The organism is Microbacterium kyungheense, assembly GCF_006783905.1.
GTDB classification, from domain to species: Bacteria; Actinomycetota; Actinomycetes; order Actinomycetales; family Microbacteriaceae; genus Microbacterium; species Microbacterium kyungheense.
The window spans coordinates 296827-318299 of the sequence record NZ_VFPE01000002.1; the positions used below are offsets into that span (position 1 = coordinate 296827).

Annotated in this window: 18 protein-coding genes; 10 read left to right on the forward strand and 8 right to left on the reverse strand. The window is 69.8% G+C overall.

Translation table 11 applies throughout. The features are described 5' to 3' along the window. Positions 1-8: 8 nt before the first annotated feature. The 3 genes from hutH to hutI are packed head-to-tail and all read left to right on the forward strand — an operon-like array spanning position 9 to position 4476. On the forward strand, positions 9-1595 hold the full coding sequence (gene hutH / locus FB391_RS08100) for a histidine ammonia-lyase (RefSeq protein WP_141893937.1): 1587 nt from the start codon (positions 9-11) through the stop codon (positions 1593-1595). A 2-nt stretch (positions 1596-1597) separates the two neighbouring features. Beyond that, positions 1598-3301, forward strand: coding sequence for a urocanate hydratase (hutU, locus tag FB391_RS08105; protein WP_141893938.1), 1704 nt, complete (start codon positions 1598-1600; stop codon positions 3299-3301). Positions 3302-3306: 5 nt separating this feature from the next. Next, positions 3307-4476, forward strand: coding sequence for an imidazolonepropionase (gene hutI, locus FB391_RS08110; RefSeq protein ID WP_141894685.1), 1170 nt, complete (start codon positions 3307-3309; stop codon positions 4474-4476). A gap of 541 nt (positions 4477-5017) precedes the next feature. Here the strand turns inward: hutI and FB391_RS08115 are convergent. From FB391_RS08115 to FB391_RS08140, 6 genes are all read right to left on the reverse strand, one after another. Beyond that, positions 5018-7417, reverse strand: coding sequence for a LamG-like jellyroll fold domain-containing protein (locus tag FB391_RS08115; protein ID WP_141893939.1), 2400 nt, complete (start codon positions 7415-7417; stop codon positions 5018-5020). Between the two features lie 113 nt (positions 7418-7530). Beyond that, the gene (locus tag FB391_RS08120; RefSeq protein WP_141893940.1) at positions 7531-8001 is read right to left on the reverse strand and encodes a SixA phosphatase family protein; all 471 of its coding nucleotides are present in this window, start codon (positions 7999-8001) and stop codon (positions 7531-7533) included. Further along, positions 7998-8903 (reverse strand): agmatinase family protein, encoded by a 906-nt coding sequence (locus FB391_RS08125; RefSeq protein ID WP_141893941.1) that lies wholly within the window; start codon positions 8901-8903, stop codon positions 7998-8000. The genes FB391_RS08120 and FB391_RS08125 overlap by 4 nt, the downstream gene beginning before the upstream one ends. 9 nt (positions 8904-8912) lie before the next feature. Then, positions 8913-10184, reverse strand: coding sequence for a DUF445 domain-containing protein (locus tag FB391_RS08130; RefSeq protein WP_141893942.1), 1272 nt, complete (start codon positions 10182-10184; stop codon positions 8913-8915). A 14-nt stretch (positions 10185-10198) separates the two neighbouring features. Further along, on the reverse strand, positions 10199-11371 hold the full coding sequence (locus FB391_RS08135) for an acyl-CoA dehydrogenase family protein (protein WP_141893943.1): 1173 nt from the start codon (positions 11369-11371) through the stop codon (positions 10199-10201). 43 nt (positions 11372-11414) lie between these two features. Beyond that, positions 11415-12170, reverse strand: a complete 756-nt coding sequence (locus FB391_RS08140) for an alpha/beta fold hydrolase (protein WP_141893944.1) — start codon at positions 12168-12170, stop codon at positions 11415-11417. Between the two features lie 66 nt (positions 12171-12236). Here FB391_RS08140 and FB391_RS08145 point away from each other — a divergent pair, with 66 nt between their 5' ends. Then, positions 12237-12641 carry a pilus assembly protein CpaE gene (locus FB391_RS08145; RefSeq protein ID WP_141893945.1) on the forward strand — a complete coding sequence of 135 codons (405 nt, stop codon included), beginning with the start codon at positions 12237-12239 and terminating at the stop codon, positions 12639-12641. A gap of 12 nt (positions 12642-12653) precedes the next feature. Here FB391_RS08145 and FB391_RS08150 read toward each other — a convergent pair whose 3' ends face one another. Further along, complete coding sequence (locus FB391_RS08150; protein WP_141893946.1) at positions 12654-13862, reverse strand: MFS transporter; 1209 nt, start codon at positions 13860-13862, stop codon at positions 12654-12656. Between the two features lie 349 nt (positions 13863-14211). Between FB391_RS08150 and nrdH the strand changes: the two genes are divergently transcribed. From nrdH to nrdF, 4 genes are read left to right on the forward strand one after another with little or no spacing between them, the layout of a single operon-like run. Further along, complete coding sequence (gene nrdH / locus FB391_RS08155; protein WP_141893947.1) at positions 14212-14445, forward strand: glutaredoxin-like protein NrdH; 234 nt, start codon at positions 14212-14214, stop codon at positions 14443-14445. Between the two features lie 4 nt (positions 14446-14449). Continuing rightward, positions 14450-14896 (forward strand): class Ib ribonucleoside-diphosphate reductase assembly flavoprotein NrdI, encoded by a 447-nt coding sequence (nrdI, locus tag FB391_RS08160; protein ID WP_141893948.1) that lies wholly within the window; start codon positions 14450-14452, stop codon positions 14894-14896. Between the two features lie 5 nt (positions 14897-14901). Further along, positions 14902-17034, forward strand: a complete 2133-nt coding sequence (nrdE, locus tag FB391_RS08165; RefSeq protein ID WP_141893949.1) for a class 1b ribonucleoside-diphosphate reductase subunit alpha — start codon at positions 14902-14904, stop codon at positions 17032-17034. 30 nt (positions 17035-17064) lie between these two features. Then, positions 17065-18039, forward strand: coding sequence for a class 1b ribonucleoside-diphosphate reductase subunit beta (gene nrdF / locus FB391_RS08170; RefSeq protein ID WP_141893950.1), 975 nt, complete (start codon positions 17065-17067; stop codon positions 18037-18039). A gap of 77 nt (positions 18040-18116) precedes the next feature. Here nrdF and FB391_RS08175 read toward each other — a convergent pair whose 3' ends face one another. After that, complete coding sequence (locus FB391_RS08175; protein WP_141893951.1) at positions 18117-19109, reverse strand: LacI family DNA-binding transcriptional regulator; 993 nt, start codon at positions 19107-19109, stop codon at positions 18117-18119. Between the two features lie 172 nt (positions 19110-19281). Here FB391_RS08175 and FB391_RS08180 point away from each other — a divergent pair, with 172 nt between their 5' ends. Both FB391_RS08180 and FB391_RS08185 read left to right on the forward strand, forming a co-directional pair. Next, positions 19282-20556, forward strand: a complete 1275-nt coding sequence (locus FB391_RS08180) for an extracellular solute-binding protein (protein ID WP_185843002.1) — start codon at positions 19282-19284, stop codon at positions 20554-20556. Continuing rightward, a complete protein-coding gene (locus tag FB391_RS08185; protein ID WP_342778184.1) occupies positions 20553-21473 on the forward strand; it encodes a carbohydrate ABC transporter permease in 921 nt (306 codons plus the stop codon). Before FB391_RS08180 ends, FB391_RS08185 begins: the two co-directional genes overlap by 4 nt.

Below are 21473 nucleotides of genomic sequence, written 5' to 3' on the forward strand. Positions count from 1 at the left end.
ATCAGAGCATGACCACTGAGCTTGTCGAAACGGTGGGGCTCCCCGTCACGGTCGGCGCCGCACCCCTGCGCCCCGCAGACGTCGTCGCCGTCGCCCGCCACGGAGCGCGCGTCCAGATCGCGCCCGAGGCGCTGGCGCGTGTCGCCGCCACCCGCGCCCTCGTCGAAGGGCTCGCCGACGACCCGGAACCGCACTACGGCATCTCGACCGGCTTCGGCGCGCTCGCCACGACGTTCATCGCCCCGGAGCGCCGACTGCAGCTGCAGGCGAGCCTCATCCGCTCGCACGCCGCCGGCACCGGACCCGAGGTGGAGCGCGAGGTCGTCCGCGCCCTCATGCTGCTGCGGCTGCAGACGCTCGCCACCGGGCACACCGGCGTGCGGCCTGTCGTCGTCGAGACGTACGCGGCGATGCTCGACGCCGGTATCACGCCGATCGTCCGCGAGTACGGCTCACTCGGCTGCTCGGGGGACCTCGCGCCGCTCGCGCATGTGGCGCTCGCCGCGATGGGCGAGGGGCGCGTGCGGGTGCTTCGACAGGCTCAGCAACCGGATGAGGCGGTCGAGATGGATGCCGCCGATGCGCTGGGTGCGGCATCCATCGCTCCGCTCGTGCTGCGCGAGAAAGAGGGGCTCGCCCTCATCAACGGCACCGACGGCATGCTCGGGATGCTGCTGCTCGGACTGCACGACCTGTCGGTGCTGCTGGACACCGCCGACGTCGCAGCCGCCATGTCGGTCGAGTCGCAGCTCGGAACGGACGCCGTGTTCGCCGCCGACCTGCAGGCGCTGCGACCGCAGATCGGCCAGGCCGTGTCGGCCGCCAACCTGCGGGCGGTGCTCGCCGGGTCGCCGATCGTCGCGTCGCACCGCGACCCCGCCGTGTGCACGCGCGTGCAGGATGCCTACTCGCTGCGCTGCTCGCCGCAGGTGCACGGCGCCGCGCGCGACACCGCCGATCACGCGGCGCTGATCGCATCGCGCGAGCTGGCCGCGGCCATCGACAACCCCGTCATCACCGACGACGGACGCGTCGAGTCCAACGGCAACTTCCACGGCGCCCCGGTCGCCTATGTGCTGGACTTCCTCGCGATCGCGGTCGCCGACGTCGCGAGCATCTCGGAGCGCCGCACGGATCGCGCGCTCGACCGCACCCGCAGCAACGGGCTGCCGCCGTTCCTGGCAGACGAGGTCGGCGTCGACTCGGGCCTCATGATCGCCCAGTACGCGGCAGCCGGGATCGTGTCCGAGCTCAAGCGTCTGGCGGTGCCGGCATCCGTCGACTCGATCCCGTCGTCCGCGATGCAGGAGGACCACGTCTCGATGGGCTGGGCGGCCGCCCGCAAGCTCCGACGCGCGCTCGACGGGCTCGCCCGCGTGCTCGCGATCGAGGTGCTCACCGGGGCACGCGCCCTCGACCTGCGCGCGCCGCTGCAGCCGGGCGCCGCCACCGGCGCCGTGCGCGACCTCGTACGCACGGTCGCCGGCGGCCCCGGACCCGACCGGTTCCTGTCCGTCGAGATGGAGGCCGTGACCGCGCTCGTCGCGTCGGGCGCCGTCGCGCGGGCGGCCCTGCAAACCACCACGAAGGAGTGACGATGACCACCGCCGACACCACCACCGAGAGCCCGCGGGGCCTCGGCGAGCACGCCGTCCGCGCCCCGCGCGGACCCGAGCGCACCGCCAAGAGCTGGGGCGCCGAGGCCGCCAAGCGCATGCTCATGAACAACCTCGACCCCGAGGTCGCCGAGCACCCCGAAGACCTCGTCGTGTACGGCGGCACCGGCCGTGCCGCGCGCTCGTGGGAGGCGTACGACGCGATCGTGCGCACCCTCGACGAGCTCGAGCCCGACGAGACGCTGCTCGTGCAGTCGGGCAAGCCGGTCGGCGTGTTCCGCACGCACGAGTGGGCGCCGCGCGTGCTCATCGCCAACTCGAACCTCGTGGGCGACTGGGCCACGTGGCCCGAGTTCCGCCGCCTCGAGGCGCTGGGGCTCACGATGTACGGCCAGATGACCGCCGGGTCGTGGATCTACATCGGCACGCAGGGGATCCTGCAGGGCACCTATGAGACCTTCGCAGCCGTCGCCCGCTCGCTCGGGCGCGACGACCTGTCGGGCACGCTCACCCTCACCGGCGGTGCCGGGGGGATGGGCGGAGCGCAGCCTCTCGCGGTGACCCTCAACGGCGGGGCGGTGCTCATCGTCGACGTCGACGAGTCCCGCCTGGCCCGCCGCGTCCAGCACGGGTACCTCGACGAGTACACGACCGACCTCGATGCCGCGCTGGCCCGGGTGGTCGCCGCGAAGGAGGCCGGCGAGGCTCGCAGCGTCGGCGTCGTCGGGAACGCCGCCGAGGTCTTCGGCGACGTCCTGCTCCGTCAGCGGGCCGGTGAGCTCGCCGTCGACATCGTCACCGACCAGACGAGCGCGCACGACCCGCTCGCTTACCTGCCCGTCGGCATCGCCTTCGCGGATTGGAAGGCCGAGGCATCCCGCGATCCCGAGGGCTTCACCGCCCGGGCGCGGGGCAGCATGGCCAAGCACGTCGCCGCCATGGTCGGCTTCCAGGATGCCGGGGCCGAGGTCTTCGACTACGGCAACTCGATCCGCGCCGAGGCGAAGCTGGGCGGCTTCGAGCGGGCGTTCGAGTTTCCCGGCTTCGTGCCCGCGTACATCCGCCCGCAGTTCGCGGAGGGCCGCGGCCCGTTCCGCTGGGTGGCGCTGTCGGGCGACCCCGAAGACATCCGCAAGACCGACGAGGCCGTCAAGGCGCTGTTCCCCGACAACGCGGGGCTCGTGCGCTGGCTCGACAAGGCCGGCGACGCCGTGCACTTCGAGGGGCTCCCGGCCCGCATCTGCTGGCTGGGGTACAAGGAGCGCCACCTCGCCGGGCTGAAGTTCAACGAGATGGTCGCCTCGGGCGAGCTCGCGGGCCCGATCGTGATCGGCCGCGACCACCTGGATGCCGGCTCGGTCGCCTCGCCCTACCGCGAGACGGAAGCCATGGCGGACGGCTCCGATGCGATCGCCGACTGGCCGCTGCTCAACGCGCTGCTCAACACCGCGTCCGGCGCGTCGTGGGTCTCGATCCACCACGGCGGCGGCGTCGGCATCGGGCGCAGCATCCACGCCGGCCAGGTCACCGTCGCCGACGGCACGCCGCTGGCGGCCGAGAAGCTGGAGCGCGTGCTCACCAACGATCCCGGCACCGGCGTCATGCGGCACGTCGACGCCGGGTACGACCGGGCGAAGGAGGTCGCCCGCGAGCGCGGCCTCACCGTGCCGATGCTGGGGGAGTGAGCCCCGTGACTGCGACGCTCATCACCGGCATCGGCGAGCTGACCACCAACGTCGCCCGTGACGGCGACGCGCTCGGCACGTTGCGCGACGCCGCGGTGCTCCTCGAGGGCGACCGCATCGCGTGGGTCGGACCCGCGTCGGATGCGCCGCTCGCCGGCGGGGTGAGAACCGTGGATGCCGGCGGCCGGGCCGTCATCCCCGGCTTCGTCGACAGCCACACGCACCTCGTGTTCGGGGGCGACCGCACGGACGAGTTCGAGGCCCGCATGATGGGGACGCCGTATGCGGCCGGCGGCATACGACGGACCGTCGCCGCGACCCGGGCAGCGAGCGACGAAGAGCTCCGGGCGCGACTGAAGGGGTTCACCCGTGAGCTGCACGCGCAGGGGACGACGACGTTCGAGGTCAAGACCGGTTACGGGCTGACAGTCGCCGACGAGGCGCGGCTGGCGCGGATCGCGGCCGAGGCCACGTCCGAGGTGACGTATCTCGGCGCGCACGTCGTGCCCGCCGAGTACGCCGATCGCCGAGAGGAGTACGTCGACCTGGTGTGCGACGAGATGCTGCGGGCATGCGCGCCGCACGTCCGCTGGATCGACGTGTTCTGCGAGCGCGGGGCGTTCACTCCTGAAGAGTCCCGCCGCATCCTCGCGGCGGGCGTCGCTCACGGGCTGCTGCCGCGCGTGCACGGCAACCAGCTCGGACCCGGCGGTGGAGTGCAGCTCGCGGTCGCCATGGGCGCCGCATCCGTCGACCACTGCACCTACCTGTCGGATGAGGACGTCGCAGCGCTCGCCGCCGGCGACACCGTCGCAACGCTGCTGCCCGGAGTCGAGTTCTCGACGCGGCAGCCCTACCCCGACGCCCGGCGCCTTCTCGACGCAGGGGTGACGGTGGCGCTGGCCAGCGACTGCAACCCCGGGTCGAGCTTCACCAGCTCGATGCCGCTCATGATCGCTCTCGCCGTGCGCGAGATGGGCTTGACCCCGGCAGAGGCGGTGTGGGCGGCGACCGCCGGAGGAGCACGCGCGCTGCGCCGCACCGACGTGGGCGCGCTCGCCCCCGGCACGCGCGCCGATCTCGTGATGCTCGACGCGCCCACGCGCGTGCATCTCGCGTACCGCCCCGGCGTGCCCCTCGTACACGGGGTGTGGCTCGGCGGCGACCGGCTGTGACCCCGGCGCCCCTTGTTCATCCGCATCCGGGCGCAGCAGCGGGGTCACTCTGAGAACGCGTTGAACTTCCGGTTCACACGTTGTGGATGCTGAACTTCCGGGTCACATGCTGTGGATGCTGAACTTCCGGGTCACATGCTGTGGATGCTGAACTTCCGGGTCACATGCTGTGGATGCTGAACTTCCGGGTCACATGTCGATAGTCGAGGCCACGTGTGAAGCCGGAAGTTCTGTGATGCGTGCGAACCAGAGGTTCAACGATGCGCGCGGGCGGTCCGACGCATGTGAACCGGAGGTTCAGCGATGTGCGCGGGCGTGATGCCGACGACGCGTCCGAACCCGAGGTTCAACGATGAGCGCGGGCGGTCCGACGCGTGTGAACCGCAGGTTCAGTGGTCCCAGATGGGACTCGATACGCGCGAGCCGGAAGTTCAATGGCGATTTCCGAGTAGTGGTCTCCGGCGGTCACGCGACGGACCGCCGTGAACCAGTGAGCCACGGGATGCCGCCGGCGCCTCGTGCGGCGGCATCCCGGGTCGCATCAGCGCATCGCGAGCTCGGCCACGTCGTCCGGCGAGAGCGCGGAACGCCACACCGTCAGCTCGTCGACGTCGCCCTGGAACGGGGCGTCCCACCAGTTGACGCCGAGAGCGAAGACGTTGCCGCCGCCTGACAGCACGTCGGGGAACCCGGTGCCCTGGAACCGCAGCTCGCCATCCACGTACACCGACGCCGCGCCGCCGTCGACGACGAACGCGACGTGCGACCACTCGCCGATCGGCAGGCTGCGACCGGTGCCGGCGTCGTACCAGCGGGTGCCCGACCACAGCATGGTCGAGCCGCCGACCCCGTCATGCCCGCGGGGCACGAGGCTGACCCACGAGTCGGGGTTCGCGGCCGCGAAGAACGCCGTCGTGTAGGCGGTGAGCGCCGACGGCCGCAGCCACATGCTCACCGAGTACGACGGTCCCTGCACGAGCGCATCGGGCAGGCGCACCCCGGCGGTGCCGTCGAGGTGCAGCGCCTGGCCGTCGACGCCGTCGGCCACGAACGCGGCGGGCGCGGTCGCCGCGGTATCGATGCGCGCGCCGGTCGGTGCCGCGTCGGCGAAGGCGCCGGCCGCGTCGGCGAGCGTGCCGTCGAACGACCAGGCGCCTGCCAGCACACCCGGGGTGCGTGCCAGCACGGTGATCGCGAACGGGACGGATGCCGCCGACGCGCCGTTGGTGACAGTCGCGGTCAGGGTGACGTGCGCGTCGGGCTCGCCGATCCCGGGCCGGGTCACGGTCCCGTCGGACCCGACGACCGCGGGGTCCGACGAGGTCCAGGCGATCGTGGTGCCGCCGGTGCCGCTCGTCGGCAGGTCGAGGTCGACGGTGACCCCGGACGTGTCGCCGAGCGACAGGTCCGCGACGACGGCGTCCACGGCGTCCTCGCCGGTGACCTCGATGGTCTTCCGGCCCCACAGCGTCACACCCTTCTCGGACACCGCGGTGAACCCCGTCGACCACGACTGCAGGTCCGGGTCCCACACCGGCGCGAAGACGCCCCGGTAGACGTCGCCGCCCACCGTGAGGGTGGCCGTGTGCTGACCGGTGAGCCGCCAGGTCCCGTCGACGGCGCCCGTGATCCGCCCCGTCTTGCCGAGGGAGATGTCGGATGCCGTGGCCGCCGTCGCGGTGATGTCCTTGCCCATGTCGACCAGCTGCCAGGTGCCGACGACGTCGTCGCGCTTCACCTTGCCCGCCGTCTCTCCCGCATAGCGCATCGGCGAGACGACCGGCCAGCCGTCCTCGTTCATCCACATCTGGTGCACGCGTACCTCGTGAAGGTCGCCCGTGCCGGGGAAGCGGGCGTGGAAGACCATGAACATGCGGCCGGTGGCCGGGTCCTGATACCAGGACGTGTGACCGGGAGAGACGTAGCCGGTGCCGACGCCCGTGCCGGGGTCACCGAGTTCGCGCCCGAACAGATGCCCGCCCATGAGCTTGACGCCGTACGGCTGGATCGACACGTCGTCGAAGAGCGGCAGCGTCGGGTCGGCCTTGACGTCGCGCATGTCGTTGCCCTGCGCGTCGAGGTACGGGCCGGCGACGTCCTTCGAGCGTGCGACGCGGACGTCGTACCCGCCGGTCACGCCGAGACCGCCGAACGACAGGTACAGGTAGTAGTAGCCGGTCTCGGCGTCGTACTGGATCGTGGGGGCCTCGACGCGGCTGTGGTTGCCGCCCACGAGATGGGTGCCGTAGCCCTGACCGGGCAGCGGCTCGCCGGTGGCGGCATCCATCTTCAGCAGGAAGATCCCGCCCGAGTACGAGCCGTAGACCATCCACAGCTGCCCGTCGGCGTCGTAGAACGCGTCGGGATCGACGGTGTTGGGATGCACGCGGGCGTCGTACGTCTCGCCGGGGTTCTCGGATTCGCCCTGCATGCCGCTCTTGAGCAGGATGCCCTGGTTCTCGTACGGGCCGTCGACGGCGTCGGCCGTCGCGAGGCCCAGCGCCGAGCGCGGCGACGAGCCCTCGCACGCGTTGTAGTACATCGCGAACCGGCCGTCGGGCAGCTGGATGACGTCGGCCGCCCACAGCGTCGAGGTCTGCGCCCACTCGAAGGTCTCCGCGAGGTCGGCGTAGATGTCGTCGAACAGCGTGTTGTCGGGATTCTGCGAGAGGTCGACGGTGTTCTGCGTCCACGACATCAGGTCCTGCGTGTGCGCCGAAGCGCCGTGGGACCCGAACACCCAGATGTCGTCGCCCGACGTGACGATCGAGGGGTCGTGGACGGTGACGTCCTCGAACACGGGAGCGGGCGGGTCGGTCGGCGTCTTCGCCCACGCGGGACTCGCGACGGCGCCTCCGACGATCAGGCCGGCGGTCGCCAGCGCGACGACGGTGCGGGGCACGGTGGACGGACGGATGCGGGGTCGGGAGGGACTCGGCATGGGATCTCCTGTTCGGCGTTGGACGGGATGACGGCAATCTACAACGATGTAGAGCCAAAGTACAACGATGTAAAGCGAGCAGACCGCCTCCCGACCGGACGGACGGGACCGGATCAGCGGGGGGTGTCGAAGGTCCAGTCGTCCGGGTCGAGCGCGGCCGCGACGTCCCAGTCGTCCTGCGTCCACGTGAAGGTCGCGACGGCGCACGTGGGCATGTGGCCGATGCCGTCGCCCGAGAGCCGCCCCGCCAGGACGCTCATCCCGGGATCGTGGGCGACGACCATCACCGACGCGGCTCCGGTCGCCGCCGCCGCGGCGAGCAGTGCGCCTGCCGGCGCGCCGTACAGCTCCGGGTCGAGCGAGACCGCGACGCCGAGCTCCGCCGCGAACGCCTCGGCGGTCGTACGGGCGCGCACCGCCGTGCTCGCGAGGATCACGTCGGGGCGGAACCCGGTCGCCGCCAGCCGGGCGGCCATCACGGGCGCGTCCCGCATGCCGCGGTCGTTGAGGGGCCGGTCGTGGTCCGAGAGCGCGGCGTCGCCCCAGTCGGACTTGGCGTGGCGCACCAGCGCCAGGCGGATCACGACGCGCTCCGGCGGGAGGCGAGCCCCGCGAGCAGCTCCAGCACGCACAGCGCCGCGAGGCGCACCGTGCGTCCGTCCGGGGCGTCGGCCGTGGCATCCACTTCGGCGATGTCGGCGCTGTGCAGACGCGGGTCGGAGGCCGCGGCACGGACGAGCGCCCGCAGCTCCCACGCCTGGAGCCCGCCGGGCACCGATGCGGGGCATCCGGGCGCCACCGCGCGGTCGCAGACGTCGACGTCGATGTCGAGGTGGATCGCGCCGCCTCCGGCCCCCGCGATCTCCAGCGCGTCGGCGACGATCTCGGTGGCGCCTCGGCGGCGCACCTCGTCCATCGTCACGACCGTGATCCCGAGGTCGGCGGCGCGCTGCGCGTAGGCCGCCGAGTTCGCGAAGTCGGCGATGCCCAGCTGCACGATGCGCCGGCCGTCGAGGCCGTCTTCGACCAGGCGCCGCACCGGGGAGCCGTTCGAGACGCCGTCGCGCAGGTCGAAGTGGGCATCGATCGTGATGAGGCCGTCGGCCTCCGCGCCCTGTGCGACGCCGTACGTCAGCGAGTTGTCGCCGCCGAGTGCGACCACGAGGTCGGCGCGCTCGCGCAGCGCCGCGACGGCGGAGCGGACGGATGCCTCGCCCTCCGGTCCGTCCGGATCGGCGACATCGCCCGCGTCGGCGATCCGCAGCACCGCGTCGAGGTCGACCGGTGGCGGTCCGAGCAGCGTGGGACTGTAGCGCCGCAGGGCCTCGCGGATCGCCGCGGGCGTCGCGTGCGCCCCCGTCGGCGACAGCGAGGTCCGGTGGGCCGGGACGCCCAGGAGGACGGCATCCCACAACGCGTCGGCGAGGGGATCAGCGGGCGGCCACGCGCCGGCGCGCGGCCAGAGGTCATCGTGAGGAAGCGCCACGACTGAACGCTACCCGAGCAGGGCGTGGGCCACGGTGAAGATCGCGACGCCCGCCAGCGCGCCGACGATCGTGCCGTTGAGACGGATGTACTGCAGGTCGCGGCCGACCATGAGCTCGATCTTCTCGGTCGTCTCGGCGGGGTCCCACCGCTCCACGGTGTCGGTGATGATCGACGCGATGTCGTGCCGGTACCGGTCGACGAGGAAGACGGCGGCGTCGGTCACCCACTCGTCCACGCGGCGCTGCAGGGCGGCATCCGTCGTCATCCGCTCGCCGATCTCGGCGAGGGCCGTCACGGCGCGGCGGCGGAGCCCGCTCTCGGAGTCGGCGAGCGAGCGCAGCAGGCCCGTCTTCGCCGTCGTCCAGGCCTCGGCGGCGAGCTCGCGCACGCGCGGGCTGTCGAACACCGCGAGCTTCGCGTCCTCGAACCGGCCGATCGTCGCCGGGTCGTTCTGGAGGTTCGCCGCGAGCCGCTCGAGGTAGCCGTCGATCGCGATGCGGGCAGGATGCCGCGGGTCGCGCTGCACCGCGCCGACGAACTTGACCGCCTCGTTGTAGACCGTGTCGTCGACGAACCGGTGCGCCACCGAGGGCACCCAGGACGGCAGGCGGCGCGACACGAGCCCGGTGAAGGCACGGTGGTTGGCCGCGAGCCAGGCGGCGATGCTGTCGGCGGCGAGGTCGACGGCACCGCGGTGCGCGCCGGCGTCGACGATGCGCTGCAGCCATTCGCCGAGCGGCGGCCCCCATTCCGGAGCGATGAGGTGCTCGCGCGCGAGCTCTTCGATGACGTCGCGGACGTCGTCGTCGCTGAGCGCCTGAAGGACGCTCGACGCCATGACGGACGCCTCGGCGGCGACGCGCTCGGCGTGTGCGGGGGTGCGCAGCCACTCGCCGAGCCGTGCCGCGATCGGCGTCTCGACCAGCTTCGTGCGCACCACGTCGCCCCGCAGGAACTCCGTCTCGACGAACTCGCCGAGCGTCCGGCCGATCTCGTCCTTGCGGCTCGGGATGATGGCGGTGTGCGGGATGGGGATCCCGAGCGGATGCCGGAACAGCGCCGTCACCGCGAACCAGTCGGCGAGCGCTCCGACCATCCCGCCCTCGCCCGCCGCACGCAGGTAGGCGAGCGCCGGCACCTCCTGCTGGAACGCGAACGAGAACGCGAAGAGCGCCGCCATGAACATCAGCGCGCCGAGCGCGACGCCCTTCATGCTCCGGAGCGCTCGCCGGCGCTCCTGGTCCGCGGGGCTCAGCAACTGCGTCGGCGTGCGGGTCATGTCGGGCCCCCGGTTCAGTCCTCGACCGGTCCGAGCCAGGCCGTCGCGACCGTCGAGTGCGCGGACTCGGGGTCGGACGGGTGGAACAGGCCGGCGAGCACGTCGCGGTAGAGGCGGCCGAGCTCGTTGCCCGAGAAGTACGACGAGCCGCCGGCGACGAGGACCGCGTCGTCGACGATCGCCTTCGCCGCCGTGACGGCACGGTGCTTGACGCCCGCGAGCAGCGCGAACCACTGCGAACCGTGGTCGGCGATGTCGTCGACGTCGCGCGAGAGCGCCTCGAGCTGCGGCGGCAGCGCGTCGTACGCGAGCGCCATGTCGGCGATGCGCCACCGGATGTCGGGGTCCTGGCTGTAGGCCTTGCCGGTGCGCTTGGACGTGCGCTTGGCGGCTGTCGCCACGGCGAGCTCGAGCGCCCGTCGGGCGATGCCGGTGTACACCGAGGCCAGCAGCAGCTCGAACACGCTGAAGATCCCGAACACGAGCGGATCGGGATTGGGTCCGGGCGCGAGACGCCGCACGACCCGGTCGGCGGGCGCGACCGCGTCGCGCAGCACAGTGGTGCGCGACTGCGTGGCGCGCATGCCGAGGGTGTCCCAGTCGTCCCGCACGACCACACGGCCGGTCTGGACCTCCGACCGCGGCACGAACGCATAGACCATGCGCGGCGCGTCGTCCGAGGACGTGTCGAGTCCGTGCAGGCCCAGCTGCGTCCACACCGGCGAGAGCGACGTGAAGATCTTCGTGCCAGTGAACGAGTACCCGCCGTCGGGAAGCGGTGTGGCATCGGTCCCGCTGCCGAACAGCACGAGGTCGTTGCCCGCTTCGCTGATGCCGAACGCGAACACCTCTCCCGCGGCCGCCCCCTCCTGCACGAAGCGCAGCGCGTCGCTGCCGCGATCGGCCAGCACCTTGGCCACGCCGGTCCACACCAGATGCATGTTGATCGCGAGCGCGGTCGCGGGCGCGGCACCCGCGAGGCGCTGCTGCAGGCGGGATGCCTCGGCCAGGCCCAGTCCCGCACCGCCGAGCTCCTCCGGCACGAGGATCGCGAGATACCCGGCCGCCTTCAGGTCGGCGAGGTCGTCGTCGGGGAACGTGTTCTCGCGGTCGTGCACGGCCGCCCGCGCGCGGAGCCGCTCGAGCAGGTCGTCGGGAAGGAGCTGTGTCGGATCGAAGGACGTCACCCCGCCATTCTTCCCCCGCCCGGCGGCTCAGGCGAGGAGGAGGTCACCCGAGCACGGCGTGCAGCGCCGCGATCGTCGCCTCCGGGTCGTCGCGATGCGGGGAGTGCCCGGCTCCCTCGACGACGACCGTGCGGCGGAAGCTGGGGTTGCCGGCCACCGCGGACTCGGCCGGCGTGCCGCGGAAGATCGACCCGACGCCCGCGGCGATGACATCGACCGGGACCGACACGCGCAGTGCGGCATCCGTCACATCCCATTGCGGGTTCTGCACCGTCGTCTGCTCGACCGCCCAGCGGCTGCTCACCTGCGACGCGCGGGCCTTGAGTTCGACGTCCTGTTCGTGCCAGTGCGGATGCGCGCGGCGCACCGCGTCCTGCGTCGGGTCGGCGAACGCCGCCATGAGCCCGGCGCCGATGCTCGCGCGGTCGTCCGCCTGCAGCGCGATCGCCGGGTCGACGAGCACCAGCCGCCGCGTCCACGTGGGATCGTCGGCGGCGGCCGCGATGGCCGCGGCGCCGCCGAGCGAGTGGGCGATCACGAGGTCCCACGGCCCGCCGCCCGCGGGCCGGGCGTCCGCCACGTCGGCGGCGTACGCCGCGAGCGTGTAATCCAGCGCGCGGGGCGCCGCGCCGTGACCGCGCAGGTCGACCGCGTCGGCGTGCCACCCGGCGTCGGCGAGGGCGACCCCGTAGCGCCACATCAGCGCCCCGGTCGAGCCGAGGCCGTGAACGAGGAGCGCACGACGCTCGGAGGCGGCTGAGCCCCACGACAGCCGGGGGAGGGTGAGAGGCGTAGGCATGCGATCAGCCTAGGAGCGCGGCCCCGCCCACCCCGTGCGCACGGCAGGATGGAAGCGGAGGTTGGCGTGATCTCGACGGAACTGGCGATGGCCCTGCGCGACGCGGGACTGGTGTGGCACCCGAGCTCGGGAGACCGCTTCCAGCTCGACGAACCGGAATTCGAGGCCGACGTCTTCACGGTCAGCGAGATGACCATCGAGCCGCGCGAATACCCGACCGGCCGCATCCTCGCCTTCAACGGCACCACGGAGTGGGCGCTCGACTCCGTCGCGCTCGAGGACGCGCTGTGGCTGCCGCACGAGCATCAGCTGCGGGAGCTGCTGCGCGGCGCGTTCCGCACGCTGCGGCGCCTGCCCGACACTCACGAGGTCGAGATCGTCGTGGCCGGCGACCGCAAGGTGTTCGAGCATCCCGAGCCCGCCGACGCCTACGCCCTCGCCGTGCTGGAGCTGCTCCGTCGCCTCGCGTGAGACGACCGCACGTCACCCGATCGTCTGGACCGGCTCGGTGTCGGGGATCGGGCTCGCGCCACGCTCGCGCAGGTCGGGCTGGTGCCGCACGAACACGAGTGCGACTACCAGGGCCAGCGTGCAGAAGGCGGCCGCTGCGGTGTATGCCGCGGTGACGCCGCCGGGACCGTCGATGAGGAATCCGGCCACCGCGGAGCCCACCGCGGCGCCGATGAGCTGTCCGGTGCCCACCCAGCCGAACGCCTCGGCGGTGTCGCTGAACTTCACGCTGGCCGTCGTCATGGCCGAGAGCACGCCGAGAGCCGGCGCGATGCCGATGCCCGCCACGAACAGCGTCGCGCCGATCCACCACACGTTCACCCACAGGGTCGTGAGCGCGAGACCGAACGCCACCACGGAGAGGCGTCGCACCATCGCCCACCGCCCCATCGGCAGGTGCCCGAACGCGAGGCCGCCGGCGAGGCTGCCGACCGAGAACACCGCGAGCACGACCCCCGCCTCGACGCCGCCGTGCGAGAACGTCGCCACGACGGCGGCCTCGACCGCCGAGAACGAGCCGATGAGCAGGAACCCGATGACCGTGGCGAGCAGGATCGGCGGGCGCGCGAGCACCTTGCCGAGCGACCGCTTGCTGCGGGGGATGCGCACGCGCCCGACCTCGGGCGAGAGGATGAACCACGCGCAGCCCGACAGCAGGATCACGACGACCAGCACGAGGCCCACGACCGTCCCCGCCTGGGTCGCGACGAACGTGATGAGCACGGGCGCCAGGATCCAGATGATCTCCTGCAGCGAGGCGTCGAGCGAGTACAGGCCGGTCAGCTGCTTCGAGTTGACGAGCTTGGGATAGATGGTGCGCACGGCCGACACGATCGGCGGCGTCGACATGCCCGCGATGAACCCCAGTACGACGTACATCGGCACCGGCGCGACGAGGAACGCGATGCCGAGGAGGGATGCCGCCGACACGAGCGTCGTGAGCGTCAGGACCCGTCGCATGCCCCAGCGGCCCATCCAGCGGCTCGTCACGGGGCCGGCGATCGCCTGCCCGATGGACACCGCCGCGAGCACGACGCCGGCCGCGCCGTACGAGCCGGTGATCCCCTCGATGTGCAGGAGGATGACGAGGCTGATCATCCCGTTGGGGAAGCGCGCGACCAGCTGCGACGAGATCATGCGCAGGACGCCGGGAGTGCGCAGAAGATCCCCGTAGCCGGCCACCAGACAACGTTACGCCACCGCCGTGGGGCGGCGACACGCCGACGGGGTGCGCGACACGCCGGGGACGTTCTCCACAGCCGAATCCGATGTCGGACCCCGCGGCTACCGTCGCGGCTGTGGAGGGATGCGGCCGGGGCTCCCGAAACCCCTGTGATCACGGCCTTTTCGAGAGCCTCCGGGCTGTGGATGAATCCGTGGAGAACCTGTGTTGTACATGGGGAGAACGGTGGAAAATCACACCGATGTAACTACTAGCCCTTGTGGTGCTTACGGATGTCGGTACCCATATGTAGTATTGGTCTCCCGGCGGGGGGACTGCCGGAGAAGGAACGACGGGAGCAGAATCGACATGGCGATCACGGTCTACACCAAGCCCGCGTGCGTGCAGTGCACGGCGACTTACCGTGCCCTCGACTCGAAGGGCATCGAGTACGAAGTCCACGACCTTTCGGAGGACCCCACGGCCCTCGAGCAGGTCAAGGCGCTGGGCTACCTCCAGGCGCCGGTCGTCATCACCGATGAGGACCACTGGTCGGGCTTCCGTCCCGACAAGATCGACGAGCTCGCCGCGCGTCTGAGCTGACATCATGTCTGCTCTCGTGGCGCAGCGCGTCGCGACGAGCGCACCGCTGCTGGTCTACTTCTCGAGCGTGTCGGGCAACACCGCGCGTTTCATCGAGAAGCTCGGCGCACGGGCGGTCCGGATTCCGCTGCATTCGACGGATCCGGCGCTCATGGTCGACGAGCCGTACGTCCTCGTGACACCCACCTATGGCGGAGGCCAGGGGCGGGGTGTCGAGAAGGGCGCCGTTCCCAAGCAGGTCATCCGGTTCCTCAACGACGAGCGAAACCGCAGCCTCATCCGCGGAGTGATCTCCGCAGGGAACACCAACTTCGGCGAGCACTTCTGCATCGCCGGCGACATCATCAGCCGCAAGTGCCACGTGCCGCACTTGTACCGGCTAGAGGTATTCGGCACGCCTGAAGATGTGGAACGCGTGAGCGCGGGATTGGAACGATGGTGGGAACTCTGACGCAGATGGACTTCAAGACGGAGGCACGCTTCGAGGGCATGGACTATCACGCCCTCAACGCGATGCTCAACCTGTACGACGCGAACGGCCAGATCCAGTTCGACGCCGACAAGCGCGCGGCGCGGGAGTACTTCCTGCAGCACGTGAACCAGAACACCGTGTTCTTCCACTCGCTCAAGGAGCGTCTGGACTACCTCGTCGAGAAGGAGTACTACGAGGGCGCGGTGCTCGACAAGTACTCGTTCGAGTACATCCAGAAGCTCAACGACCTCGCGTACTCCAAGAAGTTCCGCTTCGAGACCTTCCTCGGCGCGTTCAAGTACTACACGAGCTACACGCTCAAGACCTTCGACGGCAAGCGCTACCTCGAGCGCTTCGAGGACCGCGTCGTGATGACCGCCCTCGCGCTGGCCGACGGTGACGAGAAGCTCGCCACCGCCCTCGTCGAAGAGATCATCTCGGGCCGTTTCCAGCCCGCGACCCCGACGTTCCTCAACGCCGGCAAGGCGCAGCGCGGAGAGCTCGTCTCGTGCTTCCTGCTGCGCATCGAAGACAACATGGAGTCGATCGCCCGCGGCATCAACTCCGCGCTGCAGCTGTCCAAGCGCGGCGGCGGCGTCGCGCTGCTGCTGTCGAACATCCGTGAGTCGGGTGCGCCGATCAAGCAGATCGAGAACCAGTCCAGCGGCATCATCCCCGTGATGAAGCTGCTCGAAGACTCCTTCTCGTACGCCAACCAGCTCGGCGCGCGCCAGGGCGCGGGCGCGGTGTACCTCAACGCGCACCACCCCGACATCATGCGGTTCCTCGACACCAAGCGCGAGAACGCCGACGAGAAGATCCGCATCAAGACGCTCTCGCTCGGCGTCGTCGTGCCCGACATCACGTTCGAGCTCGCCAAGAACGGCGAGGACATGTACCTCTTCTCGCCGTACGACGTCGAGCGCGTCTACGGCGTGCCGTTCGGCGACATCTCGGTCACCGAGAAGTACCGCGAGATGGTGGACGACCCGCGCATCAAGAAGACGAAGATCAACGCGCGCGAGTTCTTCCAGACGCTCGCCGAGATCCAGTTCGAGTCGGGCTACCCGTACATCATGTTCGAGGACACGGTGAACAAAGCCAACCCGATCAAGGGCCGGATCAACATGTCCAACCTGTGCTCCGAGATCCTGCAGGTCAACACGCCCACCACCTTCAACGAGGACCTGTCGTACAACCAGATCGGCAAGGACATCTCGTGCAACCTGGGCTCGCTCAACATCGCCCTGGCGATGGACGGCGGCGACCTCGCCCGCACCGTGGACACCAGCATCCGCGCCCTCACGGCGGTGAGCGACCAGAGCCACATCCGCTCGGTGCGCTCCATCGAGGACGGCAACGACCGGTCGCACGCGATCGGCCTGGGGCAGATGAACCTGCATGGGTACCTGGCGCGCGAGCACGTGTACTACGGCTCGGAAGAGGGCGTCGACTTCACGAACATCTACTTCTACTCGGTGCTGTTCCACGCCCTCACGGCCTCGAACAAGATCGCGATCGAGCGGGGCGAGACCTTCGACGGGTTCGCCGACTCGACGTACGCGTCGGGGGAGTTCTTCGACAAGTACATCGAGCAGGAGTGGGTGCCCGCGACCGAGAAGGTCAAGGAGATGTTTGCTGGCCACCACATCCCCACGCAGGATGACTGGCGCGCGCTGAAGGCCTCGATCCAGCAGCACGGCATCTACAACCAGAACCTGCAGGCGGTGCCGCCGACCGGCTCGATCTCGTACATCAACAACTCGACGTCGTCGATCCACCCGATCGCGGCGAAGATCGAGATCCGCAAGGAAGGCAAGCTCGGTCGCGTCTACTACCCGGCGGCGTTCATGACGAACGACAACCTGGAGTACTACCAGGACGCGTACGAGATCGGCTACGAGAAGGTCATCGACACGTACGCCGCCGCCACCCAGCACGTCGACCAGGGCCTGTCGCTGACGCTGTTCTTCAAGGACACCGCCACCACGCGCGACATCAACAAGGCTCAGATCTACGCCTGGCGCAAGGGCATCAAGACGATCTACTACATCCGCCTCCGTCAGATGGCGCTGGAGGGCACCGACATGACCGAGTGCGTCTCCTGCACCCTGTGACGGACTGACCGGATTCTCCGAGAAGGAACGATGAGCGAGAAGCTTCAGCTCCTGGACCACGTCCAGGCGATCAACTGGAACCGCATCCAGGACGACAAGGACCTCGAGGTGTGGAACCGCCTCGTGAACAACTTCTGGCTGCCCGAGAAGGTGCCGCTGTCGAACGACATCCAGTCGTGGAACACGCTGACCCCCGAAGAGCAGACTCTGACGATGCGCGTGTTCACGGGCCTCACCCTGCTCGACACGATCCAGGGAACGGTGGGCGCGGTGTCGCTCATCCCGGATGCGATCACGCCGCACGAAGAGGCGGTGTACACGAACATCGCGTTCATGGAGTCGGTGCACGCCAAGTCGTACTCGTCGATCTTCTCGACGCTGTGCTCGACGAAAGAGATCGACGAGGCGTTCCGCTGGTCGGTCGAGAACCCGAACCTTCAGAAGAAGGCTCAGATCGTCATGGAGTACTACCGCGGCGACGAGCCCCTCAAGCGCAAGGTCGCCTCGACCCTGCTGGAGTCGTTCCTGTTCTACTCCGGCTTCTACCTGCCGATGCACTGGTCGTCGCGGGCGAAGCTGACGAACACGGCCGACCTCATCCGCCTCATCATCCGCGACGAGGCCGTGCACGGCTACTACATCGGCTACAAGTTCCAGCGCGGACTCGAGACGATCGGTCAGGCCAAGCGCGACGAGATCAAGGACTACACGTTCTCGCTGCTCTACGAGCTCTACGACAACGAGGTGCAGTACACGCAGGACCTCTACGACGGCGTCGGCCTGACCGAGGACGTCAAGAAGTTCCTGCACTACAACGCCAACAAGGCCCTCATGAACCTGGGCTACGAGGCGATGTTCCCCGCGACGGTCACCGACGTGAACCCTGCGATCCTCTCGGCCCTGTCGCCGAACGCCGACGAGAACCACGACTTCTTCTCGGGCTCGGGCTCGTCGTACGTGATCGGCAAGGCCGAAGCCACCGAGGACGAGGACTGGGACTTCTGAGCCCACCGCCTGAACGACGCTGAGATGAGGGATGCCGCGCTCGCGGCATCCCTCTTCCGTTATGACGCGCAGCGGCGTCAGGAGTGCAGCGGCGCGGTCGAGGAACGCACCACGAGGGTCGTCGACAGCTCGGTGCGCGCGGCGGGGTGCTGGCCGGCACGGACGCGGACGATCACGTCGATCGCCGCGCTGCCCATCTGCGCGAGCGGCTGGCGGATCGTCGTGAGCGGCGGATCGATCCACGACGAGTGCGGGAGGTCGTCGAAGCCGACGATCGACATGTCGTCCGGGATGCGCAGATCGTGCTCGCGGAGAGCACGGATCGCGCCGAGCGCGCTGTCGTCGCTCGCCGCGAAGATCGCCGTCGGCCGCTCTTCGCGCGTGAGGAGGAGCCGGGTCGCGTCGTAGCCCTGGTCGATCCCGTACGTCGTGCGGATCACCAGGTCGTCGTCGACCGGAACACCCGCCTGCTGCATCGCCGCCTGAAAGCCCGCCAGGCGCGCGATCCCGTTGTCCTGATCGAGGGGGCCGGTGATCGTCGCGATGCGCCGGTGACCGAGCTGGAGCAGGTGTTCCGCGGCATCGAAGGCGCCCTGGAAGTTCGTCGCGGCGATGGAGTAGGCGCCCTCGGGCGTCCGGTGCAGGGGATCGACGACGACGAGCGGGACGCCGGCCTCCGCGAGCTGCTGCCGCGCCTCGGCGCTGGGGACTGCGACCACGCTCAGGACGCCGTCGGACCCCCGCTCCAGCGCGTGCATGACCCAGTCGTCGCAGTCCTCAGGGTCCGGCTCCACGGCCAGGACGAGGTCTTTGCCGTGGCCCTTGGCGCCCTCGGCGGCGCCCCGCACGACAGCTTCGGACCACGCCTGGTCGAGATTGACCACCCGCATGTCGAGAAAGCCCGTCGCCATGCGCGGCCGCATCCGGATCTCGTAGCCGTGGCGCTCCAGCACGGCGGCCACGCGGTCGCGCGTCGCGCGCGACACGTCGGGGCGCGAATTGAGCACCTTCGACACCGTCGGGATGGACACGCCTGCTTCGGTCGCGATCTGGGCGAGCTGCACTGCCATGGTTCCTCCGGATCAACTTTCGGAAAATGCTAGCGGTTATCGGTAACGATCGCTGGACCATTTCGCGGCTTCTGCTGGACTCGCGCCGGACTTTCGCTCTATAGTCTCACCCTGAGGCACGAAATTTCGAGCTTTCGTATCGAAATCACACAAGGGAGTGAGCATGCAACGGATGCGATTCACGGCGATCACGGCGATGGCGCTCGGCGCCGTCCTGGTCCTGTCCGGTTGCGGTCGCAGCGCGGACGGCGCCGCCGAGGGATCATCGGCCGCCCCGGCAGAAGAAGGCGAAGCCTCGGGCACCGTCGAGATCTGGACGGCGGGCGGGCACGCCGACAACCTGGAGAAGCTCACGAAGGACTGGCTGAAGGCGAACCCGGATGCCACCATCAAGGTCACCGACGTCCCGTGGGACCAGGTCATCACGAAGGCGCAGACGGCGACGGCGGCCGGCAAGGGGCCGGACATCATCATGACCGGGGCCGACCAGACGGCGACCGTCATCGGCATGGGCGGCTTCGACCCGGTGCCCGACGGGGTGTACGACGCCGACGACTTCTATCCTGCCGCCGTCGACTCGGCGACGGGCGAGGACGGCCTCTACGCGATGCCGTGGTACGTCGAGACCCGGTTCCTCTTCTACCGCAAGGACATCGCGACCGAGCTCGGGCTCTCGGCGCCGACCACGTGGGAAGAGACCGAGGCGATGGCCGCCGCGTTCGCCTCGCGCCCGGGCGGAACGTTCGGGCTCAGCCTTCCCAAGCCGACCGAGCAGCCGGCGCAGGTCATCGTGCCGTTCGACGCTCAGGCGGGCGGGCAGATGACCGACGGCGACGCATGGACGATCGACACCCCGGAGTTCGTCGAGGCGCTCGACTACTACGGCGGCTACTTCCAGCGCGGCGAGGCACCACTGGGCGACACCGATGCCACGTTCGAGAACGGCGGCACGCCGATGTTCATCTCGGGTCCCTGGATGCTCGACATCTACCAGGACGAGATCGACGGGGGCACCGCGCCGGAGGGCTTCACCATGGACTCCGTCGGCTACACCGTGTCGCCGACGGGTCCCGGCGGCAACAACGACCAGTACATCGGCGGCGGCAACCTCGGCGTCTTCTCCGCATCCGACAACAAGTCCGCAGCCTGGTCGCTGCTGTCGTGGCTGGGCGAGCAGGACCAGCAGGAGGCATGGTACGACCTGCAGGGCGAGCTCCCGGCGAACGTCGCGGCAGGCCAGTACGCGCCGATCCAGGACAACCCCGTGACCAAGACGCTCACCGAGCAGCTGGAGAACACGGTCGCGACGCCCAACTATCCGGCATGGTCGCAGATCTCCGACCTCATCAGCAAGTACTCGGAGCAGGTCGCGCGCGGCGAGATCTCGGGCACCGATGCGGCGAAGCAGATCCAGGCCGAGGCCGACAAGATCGGCTTCGGGTGGTGACATCCGTGCAGGCGCGGCCGGGGAAGGTCTCTTCCCTGGCCGCGCAGCGGCGCCGTTCGGCCCTCATCGCGTGGGTCTTCGTCGCGCCGTTCGTCCTCACGTTCGGGGTCTTCGGTCTGATCCCGCTCGTCAGCTCGCTGGCGATGTCGTTCACCGACCTGCGGGCGCGCGACATCCGCAACCCGTTCAACGTCAACTTCGTCGGGTTCGAGAACTTCGTCACGGTCCTGACGGACCCGTCGTTCCAGCGCGCACTGTTCAACACGCTGATGTTCGTCGTGGTCGGCGTGCCGGCCACGCTGTTCCTCGCGCTGGTGCTGGCGGTGCTCCTCAACTCCGTGAGCCGCAAGGTGGCGACCTTCTTCCGCGTGGGCTACTACACGCCCGTCATCACGACGATCGTGGCCGTCGCGGTCGTGTGGCGCATCATGTACCAGAACACGGGGGTCATCAACACGATCCTCGGGTGGCTCGGCATCGCGGGGCCGAACTGGCTCAGCGATCCGAACACGGCCCTCCTCGCGATCACGATCATGGCCGTGTGGCGCAACATCGGCGCCTCGATGGTGATCTTCCTCGCGGGGCTTCAGGGCATCCCCGCGGACGTGAACGAAGCCGCCTCGATCGACGGTGCGAACGCCGTCCAGAAGTTCTTCCGCGTCACGATCCCCATGATGATGCCGACCATCCTGCTGAACACGATCCTCGTGACGACCGGCTACATGCAGTTCTTCGACGAGCCCTTCGTCATGACCAACGGCGGGCCGCTGGAGTCGACCACCTCGATCGCGCTGCAGGTCTACAACCAGTTCAAGTACGGCAACTACTCGGTCGGCGCCGCCGGAGCCTACGTGCTGTTCGCACTCGTCGGCATCCTCGCGCTCATCCAGTTCCGCTTCTTCCGCCAGAGGACCTGA